Here is a 15,619-nt window from a genome sequence, read left to right on the forward strand (position 1 = left end):
TTTTTCCCGGCTGGAGCTGCCATTTGGGATATGCAGGGGGCTGTATGTACACCCAATAAGGTTTTTCCGGCTTACAGGACCCCACCTAGGGGCTGGCGTGCGTGTAAGCAGATTTTTCCTGGCTGGAGCTGCCATTTGAGCTTTCCTAGCCAATGCTTCTCAAAAACATCACACGAACGGTGAGAGGGTACAGTGAATGAGTATCGCTGCAGTTATGCATACATGCCGTCTAATCGTTACATCAGAACCCTCCAACGCCGATTCCCCATACATGCGATTGGCAGCTGTACAACATTGCCCTCCCGCCGCGCGCAGAACACGTAGTCGACCGACCACCGTCATGCAGAAACACCGCGTGCCGGGAGCTGCACGCGGTGCGAAGAGATGAGCTGCCAGAAGCGGTGTGACTGGATCAGCAGAATTGGGTTGAATGGGGGATTTCCGGCTGAAGAACCGCGCGGCTGGAGACAGGGCAGGCAACAGGCAGCCCCGCTATGCCCTGCCGGCTGCAGTCCGCCTTTGCCAGATGAGGAACAGGCGGATGCACAAGGTGATCCAGCATGCGCTGACCCAGTAACCGCCGAGCACATCGGATGGATAATGAACGCCGAGATAGATGCGGGAGAGGCCGATGCACAGTATCATGAACAGGCTGAAGGCGATCAGGGCAATTCGCCAGCGCTTGGTGGGCAGATGCCTCCACAGCAGAAAGGTTAATATGCCGTACAAGGTGAAGGCCGACATGGAATGGCCGCTGGGGAAGCTGAAGCCCCCTTCCGTGGCAATACGGTGTATATCCGGACGGGCCCGCTGATACAGGGCCTTCAACGTTTCATTGAGCATCCACGAGCCGAGCAAAGCGGCGATAAATAATACAATTTCCCTGCGGTGCTTGAACACCACAGCAAGCAGAACGGCGATAACAAGCGAGAATGGAACGGCGATTTTCGAGGAACCAAAATAGGACAAGCCATTTGCAATCCGGGTAAGCCAATCATTCTCCCAGCCCTGTACGGCATGAATAATTGAAAGATCAAACTGCTTTAGGCTGTCTCTTTGGACAAGCAGGGAAAGCCCCCCGAATCCGGCTAAAGCTAACAGCAGCAACAAAACCCACATCAAACATTTACCTCCATATTCTATAAATCACAGTACGCCGAGAATCCAGCCTTCCAGAGGAACAATCTCCGCTTTCTGCTGCGGCGTCAATGTGGACAAGCTCATATAATGCCCCAGTCCGCCGGACCGGTCCTGCTCCTGCAGCCAAAGCGCGATGGCATAAGCATCCCGCTCGTCCCGTTTGGCAAGCTCCCCGGGGTACGAATACCGGTTGTGCAGCAGCGACGGATACACCTCCGCGATCACGCTCTTGTGCGGGGGCGGCTCGAGACCGTCATAAGGCCAGACGTGCAAGATATCGGCGAACTCCCTGCGGAGATCGTAGATCCAGGGCAGCCCGGCATGCGTGGAGAACGCCACGGAGATCAGCGTCGGATTCAGGTGAAGCACACTCTTCGCGGAAGACGTGTACTTCTCCGTCACTCTCAGCTCCGTCGGATTCGGATAAGGCAGCGTCGGGGAGGCAATCGCCGACACCGGCTTCTCCCTCGCCTCCCGCCAATGCTCGTCAAAATGCCGCAAAAAAGCCATCCAGTCAGGCAAAGCCGGCTTATGCGGTCGTTCATCCTGAAAATAGGACAAAGGAAAGGACAGCCCGTGATCCATTCCCACAATCATCGTCCCCCGTTTGCCTTCCTGCTGCGTTCTGAGCGAATCCGCCAGATAGGCGTAACAGCCCTGGCGCGACCAGCTCCGGTTATGACGCGCACGCTGCGGCTCCCCGCCGGCAAGGGCCTCAAATACCTGAATCGAGGTATGCTTTTGCCTTGGTGAAGCTTTGCCGGAATAATCGATGCCCACATAATGCTCAAACATAAACAGCCTCCATATTAGCGGACTTGTGACTTAAGTGAAGCTGATCACAATCGCCGTCTTGTCGTCCGATTTCTTGACCCGGGGATATATCACACAGTCGGGATCGGATTCTTCCAGGGCAAGAAGCCAGTCGATATAACGCTGAAGGCCCATCTCCCGCACCTTGCAGGCGATCTCCAGCGCTCCCTCGCGATCGGATTCGCCTGCTTGCTTCGGTATGTATAGCCCGTCGGACAATAGCAGGAGCGACTCGATATTGGTCCGGCTGATCCGCCCGAATTCCGCATAATCCACAAATGCCGGATCGCCGTTCAGCACGGCGTAGCCCCCCGGCGCGTTAGCCAAATCCCGCCCCTTTATGATCTGCGGCTTGGCATATTCCCACAGCTCCGCCCGCGTCGCCAGTCCCGCCTGAACCCCCTCGGCCCAAACAGCTTTTGTCCGGTCGTCGACATGGGCCAGTTGATCATGTGTGATGATCCGTATCGTGCCGTCGTTATAGTAAGCTGCCAGCATGCAATCGCCGGCATGAGCGAATTCAATCCAATTCTCCCCGATATGAATCAGGACGGCGCATGCGCTCCACAGCTCTTCTTTCCGCTCAGGCCGTATGCCCGCGTCCAGCATGCGCGCGCGCAGCAGCCGGTTCGCCTCCTCCAGCAATCCAAGCGGAGAAACAGCCACTGCTTCCTGAGCATCGCAATAATCGGAAATCAGCCTCGCGGCCAGATAACCCCCGGTCTCTCCACCGGCTCCCGTATAAGGAACGAGCGAGGTGGCCCCGTCCACAACGCCGAACAGTCCCGCTTCTTCATTCACTATGAAGGAATCCTCATTCCACGGACTTACGCCTTTTACGGTAACACTCGTCAGTTTCAAAAGCCTTCTCCCCCCATCGGTTCTCTATTATTATGGAGGTATTTGCGGCACCATTCAAGTATCGGCATGCAGGCGCACTTGTCCGCTTGGGAGGCAGGCACTCGACATTTTCATGCATTGGCTTTATGATGATTCCGATACATGATGAACCTGTTCTCATAGAGACCGGGCACGGGTAAGACCCCATCAACCCGAACCGGCAATGAACAAGCAGCATAAGCGCCCGAATCGAATCCAAGCGGGCATAGATTCAGGCTTGAAACAACAAAATCCCCATCCTGTGGAAGAATGGGGATTCATGAAAAGGAGCATGAGAAATGGCACAGCATCGCCGTTTATTGACGGATCAGGATTTCAATGAAGCGCAGGAGCGCCAGTTCCGCATCCGTGTTTTCAAGGATGATCATATTATTGATACGGGCGGGGTGATTGTCCGCTTTGACGAGCAGACCATTGTTATCCAGTCCAGCGTCAGCGATGTCGCTTATCATGCCCGGAAGGACTGCGAATTTTTTGAGCTGCGCAAAAGATAACCGCGTGTGGCTGGCATCCAGCACGTATGCCGCACCGTGCGCGATGAGCTCATGCGGTGCAGAAGCTGCCGAACGCGGCCTTGAAGGATCAGGCCATAAGGGCTGATGACATTCCGCTAAAAGCTGAAAATCAGCCTCAGCGGACGCCACAGCTCCTGGCCATGGGCAGCACCGGCCCAGCGCTCGAAGTGAGGCTCCATGGTGCCGTGCCAGTCCTCCGGCGTGCGGCTGGTGTCCAGAAGCCCTCGCCTCGGGACAGCGCTCACCTCTGCCGGAAGCTCCTGATAGGAGAACAGCAGCGTGCCGCGTGCTCCGATGATGTAGGTTTTATTGAAGCCCTCAGGCCGCTCCTCCTGCAGCTGGTAATGATAGAAGACATAGGATGCGAACTGCTCCGGCTTCAGCCGGGCTACCGCTCCGGCACGCTGCTCCACCTTGCGCGAGCCGCGCCAGGATTCAGCATCTTCGGGCAAGCCGTCATGAAAAATATCGATCATCGATACCACCTTTTGCCCGCCGCTTTCATCCGGCCAGTTCTCCAGCCATCTGCCGGCAGCCGGTCCCCATTCGAACACTAAATCATCGTTTGCCGTTTCGTAATACAGGCATACATGCCTGTCGCCCGTAAAGACGGAGAACGTGTTTATGCCCTGATTTTGCAGGGCTGTCTGAAGCACGTCCCCATTCACCTGCAGGATATGCAGAAATGGCTCCGAACTTCCGGTCTTAAGCATGGAATAAGCCAGTCGTCTTCTCATCCGCATATTCCCCCTTACCAGAATAGCTCCTCATGTCCCCTCAGCTTGCAGATCGCTTCCGCGAAGAAATAATCGCCATAGATCATAGGAACATTCACGAATGCCCGCTTCGGAAAATTCGCGGTTCCCATGCGCAGCAACCCCTCTTCCCCGTCGTCATCCCAGGTCCCGCAGCGTTCATCCAGTTTCTTCAGCATGTCAAAAGCCGCATCCCGATAGTACCGGGCATCCGCCGCAGGCACAAGCCGGGCGATTTCCAGCATTCCGCTGGCTGCGCAAACGGCGGCGCTGGAGTCCATCCCCATGCCCTCCTCATGTGGGGCCCGGAAATCATAAGGCGGCAGTCCGTCCTCCGGCAGATGATCGAGGAACATCTGTGCCGTCCTCCTTGCCGATTCCAGATACCGGCTTTCGCCCGTATACCGCGCGCCAAGCGCCATTCCGTAGAGCGCCCAGGCCGTTCCGCGGGACCAGGCCGAGTCGGCGGCGTAGCCTTGACCGGAGATCGCCTCAAGCCGCTGCCCCGTTTCGGGATCGAAGCTTACGATATGATTGCTCGACCCATCCGGGCGGATGATGTCGCGCAATGCCATATCCGAATGCTCCATGGCAATATGGCGGTAGCGGGGATCCCCCGTCTCCTCGCTCGCCCAATATAACAAGCCGAGATTCATCAGGCAGTCGATGATCGCCCAGCCCACGCGTTCCGGCTGGTTCCAGGCCCGGATGAAATGTCCCTTGGCATTGTAACGGCCCATCAGATGGCTGGCCGCCGTCAGAGCGCGGCGTCTGGAATCGGGATTGCCCAGCAGCTTGTACTGCGCGACTGACGTCAGGCTCCACATGAAGCCGACATCATGATGCAGCGTCTCGTACTGCTGGAGCGGGGTATCCAGCTGTCTCTCAACAGAGTCGGCAAGATCCCGCAGCCGTTCATCTCCGTTCTCCCGGTAAATCAGCCAAAGCAGCCCCGGCCAGAAGCCATTGGTCCACCAATCCGGCTCTTCATTGTAGTATTGTCCGTCTATCGAAATATAGGGAAATGAGTCGCCGATTCGCCTGCTTGTGAGGCTGACCTTGCCGACAATCTGCTGCCATTTGTCCTCTGCCCATTGAAGCTGTCCCGCATCCTGCATCCCTGTATTCCCCCATCCTTTTTGTGTTCCGTCATCTCTTGCGCTCCCGCCACAGGCCTTCACACGCCATAGATGCGCCTGGCATTGAGGCTTCGTGCAAGTTTACGCTCCGGCTCGCTCCATTCAGACGGCAGCACCTTCTCGAAAAATTCTACTGCTTCGTCATAAGTGCCCCCGAGCAGCGCAACAGGCCAGTCGCTTCCGAACAGTACCCGCTCGGGACCGGCCGCCACGCACAGATGATGAACATAGCGGTAGAGCAGCTCCGGATAGTACCCTCCCGCCTGGGTCAGCATTCCGGAGATTTTGAATGCGGTGCCAGGAAGCTGCGCCAGCAGCGAGATTCCCGAGCTCCATGGCTCCCAGGCTTCATCCTTCACGCCCGGAATGCCCAGATGATTGATGACGGCCTTCAGATCCGGCAGCTTCGACAGTAACTTGGCGGCAGCTCCCAAGTGCGCGGCAGTCACCAGCATATCCAGCGTCAGCCCGTCCGACTGCAGGCGGGAAAGCCTGGACAGCAGCAGTCTCTCGGCGCTGCTTCCGACCTCGGGAATATCACCTCCGTTAATGCGGATCCCGGCAAAACGGCGGTTCTCCCTCAGCCTGAAGTAATCCTGCTCAAAATCGTCCGCCAGCAGGCTCATCCCGCCTACCACCCCCGCGATCCACGGAACCTTCTCCGCAAGCGCCAGCATGTAATCTGTCTCCGCAGTGGTCGCCGCAGCCTGAACAAGAATTACCGAATCGACATGATTCCGCTCCAATGCAGGCAGCAGATCTTCCGGAATGAAGTCCCGCGCAATTACCGGAGTATCCGGTTTAATCCATGTATAATCCCCGCGCGCCAGCTCCCACATATGGACATGGCTGTCTACATACATGCGATTACCCCTTTCTGAATTACACCCGCCATTTGAACCGTACTTCACTCTCAGTCTGCAGATCTGGCCCGATTGCCGTCAAAAGAATGCGGTAGAAGACACGCTCCTCTCCATTCAGCCCTTTGGCGGTCTGCGGGTCGATTTCCAGCTCAAAAGCCCCCGGTTGATAATTCATCTCCACGAGGCCAAGCAGCAGCGTACCTGTCCCCGGCCGCAGCGGCTCAACCGACGAAATAAAGACTTCGACCACCGATTGCGGTTGTCCTTCAAACCGCAGGGAATCCGCTACCATCAGCTCGAACGCTCCCGCTGCTGATCGCTTCCAGCGGAAACGGCGCGTCAGCCCGGCCAAGCCTGGACAGTCATAGGCTCCGGTTAAATCCAGATCAAAGGCAACCTCTTCCTCCGTGCGTGCATAATGGGTGACCTCCGCCCGGTACTCTTTGCCCGCGGACTGCCTTCTGCCCCCGATAATTGGTACTGAATGCCCATGAGATCCGGCTGTCAGTGTCTCATACCGGATTCCGGGCTGAAAATATTGCCGCGTATAATGGCCAGCTCCCGGGTCAGCCAGCACGCTGACGCCATTCACATGCAGCAAAAAGTGCCCCAGATCGTTGTGGTTATGCGGCTCCCCGTTGCTGCCTCCCTTGGCGGCGAAGGCAATGAAACCATCCCCGCTGCGGCTTTTGGAGATCGCCCATTGGTGGCCCTTGAAATAATAATCCTCATGGACCGGCTCGCCGCCAGCCGTGCTGGACGGAGCTTCAGCTGTGGAAGCCGCCTCGGCTGCATCTCCGCCGTCCAATGTCCACATCATCAGCCTGCTCGTATTGGCCCAATACGTGAACAGCTGATTGGCCTCAGGCTGCTGCTGCGGCACTTCGACATTATTGAAACGTGAATGCAGCCGCGCGAACAAGCCCAGATTAAAATCAATCCGCTCCACCGAATCGGAGAAATTGACGACCTTGCTGCCGGAGAGCAGGCAGGCATTCGGAAAAGTGACGATCCGTCCGATCTTATCGCCCTCCAGGAGATCAATCCGTCCTCCCGTCCGCTCGCGCAGCAGCTCCGCGAAGTAGACATAGAACCCGAAGCCGAACTGCCAATAGGCTACGCCTTCCGCCGTTGCTCCTTCCTCGTCGAAGCCGCTCAGATGGTTCCTCATCGAGTCAATAATCCGCCACAGCATGCCCGACAGCCGCTCGCTGTCACGTTCTTCATAGATAGCGCACGCGCCGATGCCAGCCGCGCATACAGCCGGCCAGTTGTTGGTCTTCAGCTCCCAGGTATGCGGCGCCGGATCTCGGAAGAACGGACCGAAGATGCGGCTGTCCAGCTCCTTGCGGATCCGGTTTCGAATCCAGGGATGCAGCGTATCTCCGAGCATAGCCAGGATTTCGGCAAGCGCGAAGCCGGTGATCGCAGCGAACAAATCCACCGATTCGCGCGGCGGAATTTCGCGGTCCCAAATATCGTCCGGGTACGCATTGCGGTATACCCCCACATGCGCCGGGAACACCCATGTTGATTCCTCGCAAATCGCCCACAGGCAGTCTTCAAGCGGCGTATCCCATTCGCCGGGACCGTCAGTCAGCCTAAGCAGGGAAAGCACGGCAAGGCGCATCCTCCGGTCAAATATTTTGGCCTCGAAGGTCTGCCGGTCTCCCGTCTGCCCGAAGAGAATGAATTCGGAGAACGGCAGAACTTCGGGCTGATTGGCTGCGTAGTACGCGCCCTTCTCCCGCACCTGCGCCCATAAAGGGGCAAACAGCGGCTTGGCCGCGCTTTTCTTCCAATTATCCGCAGCTAATGATTCGGGGAACAAAGTATAACCGTCCCTGTCCGCTTCTTCAAGCGCCGTCTTCAGCTCGCGAAGTGTCAGTTGATCGATGCCCATGGCTTAAGCTCATCGCCTTCCTTAACCATTCTGATTTACTTGCTGCAGCGCGCCTCGCTCCCGGCGATGCCGGAGGCTTGTATAGGGGCCGGTTCCTGGCTTCGTTCCGGCTCTTGTCAGCCAAAGACGGGCGGGAGCCCTCCAAACAACTCATACAAACGGGCAAGCTCCGCTTCCGGCAGCCCCTGTCCGTCGCAATAGCTGATGTTCTTGAGCAGCGACTGCACGGAGCTGGTTCCCGTCAGCGTAACGGCAATGTCCGGACAGGTCAGGCTGAAGCGCATGGCCGGCTCGATCAGGCCCTTCGGTCCGGGCCTGCGCAGAAAGTCCAGCTGCGCCTTGCGCCGCTCCGCCTCTTCAAGCAGCTCCCGGCCCTGAAGGAAGGGAGCGGGTGAATCCGCGAGCAGTCCCATGCCCAGCACGCTCCCGTTGATAATGCCGACTCCATGTTCTCTGGCGAAGGGGTGCAGCGTGTCCTTCGACGAGAAGTCGATCAGCATGTAGCGGCCGTAATTCTGCACCATGTCGATCTTCCCCGCAGCAATGAAGGGGAGCAGCAGCTCGGGCTTGCCTGCATTGACGCCGATCGCCCGCACCTTGCCCTCCTCCTTCAGCTTCAGGAAAGCCGCGACGGTCCCATTCATCGCTTCCTCAAAGGTCGTCCGCTCCAGCTCATGCAGTTGGATGAGATCGATATAATCGGTTTGCAGGCGGCGGAGGCTGTCCTCGAAGCAGCTTAGGGTATTCTCGTACGTGTAGGCCTGATCGCGCCTCACGGCTTTGGTTGCCAGCACCGTATCGGCGCGTCTTCCCTTCAGCGCGCGCCCGATACGCAGCTCGCTTTGCCCGTTGCCGTACAGGGGAGCGGTATCGATGAAATTAATGCCGGAATCAAGCGCCGTGTGAACGACGCGCTCTATCTCTTCATCCGTAGTTGCGCCGAAGTCGCCGCCCAGGGGGGCGCCGCCAAGACCGAGCTTCGACACCCGGATGCCGGTTTGGCCCAGCGTCGTATACTCCATTTCGTTCCCTCCTTGCTTTATCAGTCCCCGCAAGCAGAAACGGCTAATGCCGTCCTTTGCGGGGGCGTAAATTTCTTCCATTCGACCTTCCAGTAATGGATAAATGTGATACTTATACATTCTGGAAAGAGTTAACGGCTTCGCTGTTCCCGGTAGTAAAGTTAGTTTCTTCCTCACAATTATCAGAAATAGTGAGGCCAAATTTTATACGTTCTGATTTTCAGGAAGAAACATCCGTCGCCGTCCTATTGGCGGCGCAGCAAGCTTCTTTCCTCAGACATATAAACAAAGAATAGATGAAAGGATATACTTCCATATACTTCAAGAAGCTTCCCGCTCTCAGACGGCAGACCCCGTTTCTTCCCCTGAAAAAATCCGGCTGCGCAGGCGAGAACGTCGTCTACTTGATATCCGCGGAGAACTGCAAAACGGGTTTTCCGCCTGCAGCACTTGTCGGCATTGCTGTTGTATACGGCTGCTTTCGCAGCCGCCTCCTCACACAAAGCTTGCGTTTCTCCGGCAGTTCCCGCCCTCACCGCCAGACAATCACCGGACTTCTAAGTCCTGCCTCGCAGCATGAACGTGCTGTCCGCCTGCTGCCAGGGCGTCTCATAGGAAGGAGCATTCACATAGCGGTCCATCTGCAGCTCCAATTTGACGCCTGCGCCCCTGCCCAGCCGGACCAGCAGCCACTTGCCGGACGTGTCGGCGCTGCCTGTCCTGCTGCCTGCCTCGTCATACAGCTCAGCCCTGCGGAACGCATGCTCCCCGAAGCTTCCTCCCTGCAGAATAACTTCCTTCTCCTCGAACAGGCTTAAATTGACCAGCGTCAGCGTAACGGAAGTCTCCGATATTCGGTCGATCAGAGCGGCCACCGATTCCGGCAGTCCCGGCCGCTTGACCAGGCCGTCATAATAACGGATGCGGGCGTGCTGCAGGCCGCCGTGCGAAATATGCGCAGGCGCGCCGAAGGTCAGCTGCACGAGCGACTCCATATAGACCGGGCACATTTCCTGCCAGGTGTGGATGCTGTTAATATCTTCCCAGTCCCAATTGGCGGGATCTCCCGCCTCTGAGCGCATTTTGCCCAGCTGCTGTGCGATCAGGCGGTAATTGGCGTCCAGAATGCGCTGGGGGTAATCCGGAAATTCGCCCTGCATGAACAGGAACCACGGAATCTGGTTGCCGATGAAATGCTTCGTTTCCTTGCCTGTATCCGGATTTCGCCCCGATACGACGGGAATATCGATTCGCCTCAGGAACTCGGGAATAGGTATGCGCCGGACGCGCTGCAGATCCTCTTCGCTCATGGATACGCTCCACAGATGAATGGGATACACGGCATTGGGTATACGGTAATCCGTCCATCCGGCATCCGTATGCTTGTTCGGCGTGACCCAGCGTCCCTCCTGATCCTCCTTGCCCAGACTCCAGTTCATATCCAGCTGGCTCCTTGCAAGATCCAGCTGACTTTTGTCGCCTGTCAGCAGCAGCGCGTTCATCGACGCATTGATCATCGGCTCGATAATCGTCAGGAAGCCGTGCGGCCACCGCCACCCATAGTAGCCTCCCCACCATTTTCCATCGTTGTATTCGCCGATCTTCCCGCTCAGACCAACGTTATCGGGCGTCAGCCCCCCGTTATTGGCCGTCCGCTCTCTCCAGGCATCCAGATAGCCCAGCACCCACATGCGATAGGCTTCATCCCCGGTGAACAGGAAGGCGTGGGTGATCAATCCCGTTGCGTTCAGGTTCAATGGCACATCGCCTTTGGCCTTGCGTTCGTTCATCCGCTGGATGATTTGCCTGTAAATCAGATCGTCGGACCAGCGGCAGGTGCCGCTGGCGTAATCGACGCCATCCAGATCCTCGAAGGGCGCCGGATAATGATCCAGCACCCCCCGGTGAGTGATCCAGTCTTCCTCCGTCATGTCGAACCGGGGACCGCGGCTTCCCGTAATCGGCGAGCGGATAAGCCGCAGTTCCTTATCATAGTTGGGAGCCGCAGGATCGTCGCCGGTATACATGGCTGCGAATTTTACGGTCCGCTGCCTGTTCTTCAGAGACTCCGGGTCGCTCATGCCCAGAAAATAAAAGTATAGATAGCCTTCGCCATGATGCATCCAGTCATAATAACCGTCAAACTCATTATGAATCTGGCCATACTCGGTCCACTGCCAGGTAAGCGCTTCCCACATGAAGCCGGAAAGCCGCTTGACCTCCTCGCTCCCGCCAATTGTGTAGAGCAGAGACAGATACATGAACGCTTCATAAGGATCGTCCGATCCATCCATTCCGGGCCAATTGTCCCGCCAGATCAGCGTTCCGTCCGGACGTGTGTAGCGGGCAACGAATTCCGAAGCCGCCTCGTTCAGCGTATCGATCAGCAGCCGCTCCGTCAGCGCCCATTGTGGGGGCGCCCATAGGGTGTCCGCCTGCAGGATGGGCATTTCCGCCCGTTCTCCCGATAATGGCATAGGGTAAGTTCGCTCCTTTTCGTTTCCTTACTGTGAAGCCTTCCAGGCGTCGAGCTGCTTCTGCGCTTCTGCAATAATCTCGTCAATGCCCGCCTGCTTCAGCTTGTCGCGGAATTCGGCCAGCTTATCCGCCGCGCTGATGACTCCTGTATTCAGGCCGGGGGAATACTCGTCAACCACGGAGGTGACGTTGGCAATTTGCGACATGACCGCATCGGATTTGAATTTGAAGCCCATAATCGGCGAAGGCTTCGCGGATTCGTTCTCTGCCTTTGTCTGCTTTGCAACCTCAGGATCCTTGCCGTCCAGGACATAGCCGTTGAATACATTGCCGAGTACCCAATCGCTGAGAGCATAGCCGCTGTCCGGAATCAGCTTGACCTTGTCGTCCGCCGTTTTCGTGTAGTTCGTGCCTTCAATTCCGTAGATGAGCAGATTATATAACTCTTTATCCGTATTGACCAGATTAATCAGCTGCATGGCCCGCTCGGGATTCTCGGACGTCCGGCTGACCGCCGACATTGTCGTAATAATCGTGTTTGTGCCGGTGTATACATCGGTCACAGGAACATAAACCATATCCTGACCGCCCATCTGAACCTTCGATTCCGCTTCTCCGCCCGGCTTCAGCACATTATGATAGGAAGTGATGACGTTGCCGGTCAGATTCATATTGGCTGCGTTCTTGAGCGTTGCCGCGTCCTGATTAATGTAGCCTTTCTCAAACCAGTCCTGCACCATGGCCAAATATTCCTCGTACTGCGGCGTCTCATACATATTGATGATTTTGCCCGGGTCATTCAGATCGATGACCGCAATATTCGTGATGACATTTTCCAAATTGTAGGTGCGGTTCATATTGCCGAATTTCCCTTTGTTGTCCATGCCCATCGGGATGACGGAGCTGTCGTCCGCATGAATTTTCTCCAGAATCGGGGTCAGATCGGAAGGCTTCTTGAGCGTGCTGATATCTATGCCCAGCTTGTCGATATAGCGCTTCTGAATAAGGAAGCCTTCGCGGTTCGTTACCGTCTGGTAATTGGGCACGCCGTAGATTTGCCCGTCAATCTCAGTTGCCTTCCAGACAAAATCCGGCATGCTGGCCTTAACGTCCGGCGCATAGTTGTCAATCAGCTCATTGAGCGGAAGGAATGCGCCCTTGCCCTGATTTTGCACATAGTCAAAATTCCAGTTGGAGGTCCAGATCAAATCCGTTTTCTCCCCGGATGCCACCACAGTGTTCATCTTCTGCGTGTAATCCCCGAACGCCACCGGCATGAATTTGACAGTCGCGTTGATTTTTTCCTTGATGATTTTGTTCGCTTCCGCAGCCACCTTATCCATAGCGGCGGGAACCGCCGAAACCGGGAAATACCAGGTCAGCTCCACTTCCTTGGACGTATCGGCGCCATTGTCGGCCGTTTCGCCAGCTGTCCCGGAGTTCGGGGTGTTTGTACTGCCTGCCGGGTCATTCGCGCCATTATTGCCGGTGTTGGAACCGCAAGCGGAAAGAACCAGAACCATCAAGCCAAGCATGACCATGAGCACTTTGTTTTTCGCCTTTGTCATCTTCTTGTAACCTCCCGTTTTCTATTCATCTCTTCTTTGAAGCTGTATGTGTCACAGTCCGTCCGGCCTTGGCCGTGCGGAAGCGGATGAACCGGATCAACCCTTGACGGAACCAACCGTGAGTCCGCTTACAAAATACCGCTGGAAGAAAGGGAACACGAACATCATCGGTCCGGCTGCCAGAACGGCCATCGCCATGCGGGCGGACAGCTTCGGAAACTGCGTCATGTCGATTTGAACATTCACCCTGTCGATATTATTGGACAAATAATCAATCGTGTTCATAATCCGGTACAGCAGCAGCTGCAACGGAACCAGCTTCTGGTTGTCGATGAACAGGAGCCCCAGCCACCAGTCGTTCCAATAGGCGAAGGAGATGAACAAACCGACCGTAGCCAGCGCCGGCGTGGACAAGGGCAGCACGATTTTGAAAAAAATGCGGTATTCGCTGGCTCCGTCCATTTTTGCCGACTCATAAATTTCACCCGGAAGCTTCTCCATGAATCCTTTCATAATCAGCACGTAGAACGGATTGATCAGATAAGGGATGATCAGGGCCCATATGGAATCCTTGATGCCCAGATATTGGGTCACGAGAATATAGAACGGCACCAGGCCGCCGCTGAACAGCAGCGTGAAGAACACATACAGCGTCGTGGCCCGCCGGTAGCTGTAGTCCGCCCGGGAGATGGAATAGGCAACCATTGAGGTCAGCAGCAAGCCCGCCACAGATCCCACCACAGTGACCAGAATCGTAACGCCGTAAGCCTGCAGCAGCTGGCCGGGATTTTGGAGAATCATGGAGTAGGCGCTGAAATTAATATGGCTGGGAATGAGCCGGTACCCGGTCGTCAGCAGCGATTTTTCGTCTGAAATCGATATGGATATCACGAGCAGCAGCGGAATGACGATCAGCGCCGACAGCACGAGAAAGAACAGATTAATGATCAGCTGCGCGGATTTTGCACTAGCCGTATTGGACATGGATTCTCACCTCCTCTAACGCTTACCATAAGGCGTTGTCTGAATTGACTTTTCGGATCAGTGCATTTGCCGCTAACACCAGCACCAGCCCCACAACCGACTGGTAAAGGCCGATCGCCGTGGACATTCCGATGTTGCCGACAACGCGCAGGGAGCGGTAGACATACGTATCGATTACGTCCGTTGTCCCATACAGGAAGCTGGTATCGTTGGGAATAAAATAGAACAGCCCGAAATCGGCGCGGAAGATATTGCCTACATCCACAATGAACAGAACCACAATCAAGGGAATGAGCAGCGGAACGGTAATCCGCGTGATGACCTGCCATTTGTTCGCTCCGTCGATGCGGGCCGCTTCGTAATAACTCGTATCAATCCCGATGATGCCTGCGTAGTAGATCAGCGTCGAGAAGCCGACCATCTTCCACAGCTTCACCAGCACCAGAATATAAGGCCAATATTGGGATTCCTGATACCATTTGACCGGGTGGCCCCCGAAACGGACGAGCAGCTCGTTCAGGTAACCGCTCGTCTGATCAAAGAAACCAAGCGTCACGTAACTGATTACCACCCAGGACAGAAAATAGGGCAGAATAAGCACGGTCTGATGCAGCTTCAGCCAACGCCGGTTGATTTCATTCATGAGAATGGCCAGCGTGACGGCAATCAGAATGGTCAGCACGATAAAGGCCGAATTATACAGGATCGTATTGCGGGTAATGCGGAAGGCATTGTCGGATGTGAAGAAAAACTTGAAGTTGTCCCATCCGACCCAGTCGCTCCCGAGCAGGCCTTTTGCGTAGTTGTAGTTTTTGAAAGCGATTACCAAACCGATTAGCGGAAGGTAGTTAAAGATGAGCTTGAACAGAAGAGCCGGCAGTGTAAGAATGAACAGCTGCCGGTTCCTGTTCCAGCGCCTCCATCCGGCGCGAAACCGACTGGTGGAATTCATGGCCTCACCCCTCTCTGACATGTTACTTCCGATTATGAAGCTGCCGCCCGCCTCTTGAACACTGCTAAATTCATACATCGACTGCGATTTGCGCACTTCCCGGCTGCTCAATTGGAACTGTTCATTCAGGCTATGACTGTTAAAATGTGATTTTTGCGGCTTTCCGCAGGGAATACCGGCAGCTCCGTTCAATGGCCTCCGGGCGTTATGCCGTTATGTCTCATGTGGCTCATGACTCATGTGCTGCAACCTGCCACGCTGCTGCCGACCTCGGGTTGAACCCCTCTAAGCCGGAAAAACCTTACTACAGCTCACCCGACGTTCCCGTATGGTACGCATTTGCCCCATTCGCCCAACCGAGCAAGGAAAAACCTGCTTGCACCGCTCCCAACCTCGGGTTGAACCCCTCTAAGTGGGAAAAACCTTACTACAGCTCACCCGACGTGCCCGTACAGTACGCATTTGCTCCATTCGCCCAACCGAGCAAGGAAAAACCCGCTTGCACCGCTCCCAAGCTCGTTTTGAACCTTCTAAGCCGAAAAAACCTTATTAAAACTCACCCGACATGTTCCATAGTACGTATTTGC

13 protein-coding genes are annotated in these 15,619 nt (G+C 55.8%); 1 reads left to right on the forward strand and 12 read right to left on the reverse strand.

All coding sequences use genetic code 11. The annotated features are described in order from the left end of the window. Positions 1-492: 492 nt before the first annotated feature. The 3 genes from AC0YOB_RS26695 to AC0YOB_RS26705 are packed head-to-tail and all read right to left on the reverse strand — an operon-like array spanning position 493 to position 2,814. The gene (locus AC0YOB_RS26695) at positions 493-1,119 is read right to left on the reverse strand and encodes a phosphatase PAP2 family protein (protein ID WP_475795348.1); all 627 of its coding nucleotides are present in this window, start codon (positions 1,117-1,119) and stop codon (positions 493-495) included. A 27-nt stretch (positions 1,120-1,146) separates the two neighbouring features. Further along, positions 1,147-1,935, reverse strand: coding sequence for a hypothetical protein (locus AC0YOB_RS26700; RefSeq protein WP_475795349.1), 789 nt, complete (start codon positions 1,933-1,935; stop codon positions 1,147-1,149). A gap of 30 nt (positions 1,936-1,965) precedes the next feature. Next, positions 1,966-2,814: a protein phosphatase 2C domain-containing protein gene (locus AC0YOB_RS26705; protein ID WP_475795350.1), complete on the reverse strand. Its 849-nt coding sequence runs from the start codon at positions 2,812-2,814 to the stop codon at positions 1,966-1,968. A gap of 317 nt (positions 2,815-3,131) precedes the next feature. On the opposite strand from AC0YOB_RS26705, the gene AC0YOB_RS26710 reads away from it, so the two are divergent. Then, positions 3,132-3,347, forward strand: a complete 216-nt coding sequence (locus AC0YOB_RS26710) for a hypothetical protein (RefSeq protein ID WP_475795351.1) — start codon at positions 3,132-3,134, stop codon at positions 3,345-3,347. A 116-nt stretch (positions 3,348-3,463) separates the two neighbouring features. Here the strand turns inward: AC0YOB_RS26710 and AC0YOB_RS26715 are convergent, their stop codons facing one another. The 9 genes from AC0YOB_RS26715 to AC0YOB_RS26755 form a co-directional block, all read right to left on the reverse strand. After that, positions 3,464-4,105: a hypothetical protein gene (locus AC0YOB_RS26715; protein WP_475795352.1), complete on the reverse strand. Its 642-nt coding sequence runs from the start codon at positions 4,103-4,105 to the stop codon at positions 3,464-3,466. A 14-nt stretch (positions 4,106-4,119) separates the two neighbouring features. Beyond that, entirely contained in the window at positions 4,120-5,241 is a 1,122-nt protein-coding gene (locus AC0YOB_RS26720; RefSeq protein WP_475795353.1) for a glycoside hydrolase family 88 protein, read from the reverse strand. Positions 5,242-5,300: 59 nt separating this feature from the next. After that, a complete protein-coding gene (locus tag AC0YOB_RS26725) occupies positions 5,301-6,125 on the reverse strand; it encodes an amidohydrolase family protein (RefSeq protein WP_475795354.1) in 825 nt (274 codons plus the stop codon). Between the two features lie 19 nt (positions 6,126-6,144). Then, positions 6,145-8,028 (reverse strand): hypothetical protein, encoded by a 1,884-nt coding sequence (locus AC0YOB_RS26730; protein WP_475795355.1) that lies wholly within the window; start codon positions 8,026-8,028, stop codon positions 6,145-6,147. Between the two features lie 116 nt (positions 8,029-8,144). After that, the gene (locus tag AC0YOB_RS26735) at positions 8,145-9,050 is read right to left on the reverse strand and encodes an aldo/keto reductase (RefSeq protein WP_475795356.1); all 906 of its coding nucleotides are present in this window, start codon (positions 9,048-9,050) and stop codon (positions 8,145-8,147) included. A 557-nt stretch (positions 9,051-9,607) separates the two neighbouring features. Beyond that, on the reverse strand, positions 9,608-11,527 hold the full coding sequence (locus AC0YOB_RS26740) for a DUF8034 domain-containing protein (RefSeq protein ID WP_475795357.1): 1,920 nt from the start codon (positions 11,525-11,527) through the stop codon (positions 9,608-9,610). Between the two features lie 27 nt (positions 11,528-11,554). After that, positions 11,555-13,096 (reverse strand): ABC transporter substrate-binding protein, encoded by a 1,542-nt coding sequence (locus tag AC0YOB_RS26745; protein WP_475795358.1) that lies wholly within the window; start codon positions 13,094-13,096, stop codon positions 11,555-11,557. 96 nt (positions 13,097-13,192) lie between these two features. Further along, a complete protein-coding gene (locus AC0YOB_RS26750; RefSeq protein ID WP_210038818.1) occupies positions 13,193-14,080 on the reverse strand; it encodes a carbohydrate ABC transporter permease in 888 nt (295 codons plus the stop codon). A 22-nt stretch (positions 14,081-14,102) separates the two neighbouring features. Beyond that, entirely contained in the window at positions 14,103-15,032 is a 930-nt protein-coding gene (locus AC0YOB_RS26755) for an ABC transporter permease (RefSeq protein WP_475795359.1), read from the reverse strand. Between the last annotated feature and the right edge of the window lie 587 nt (positions 15,033-15,619).

It is taken from the genome of Paenibacillus sp. JT31N17 (genome assembly GCF_056269255.1).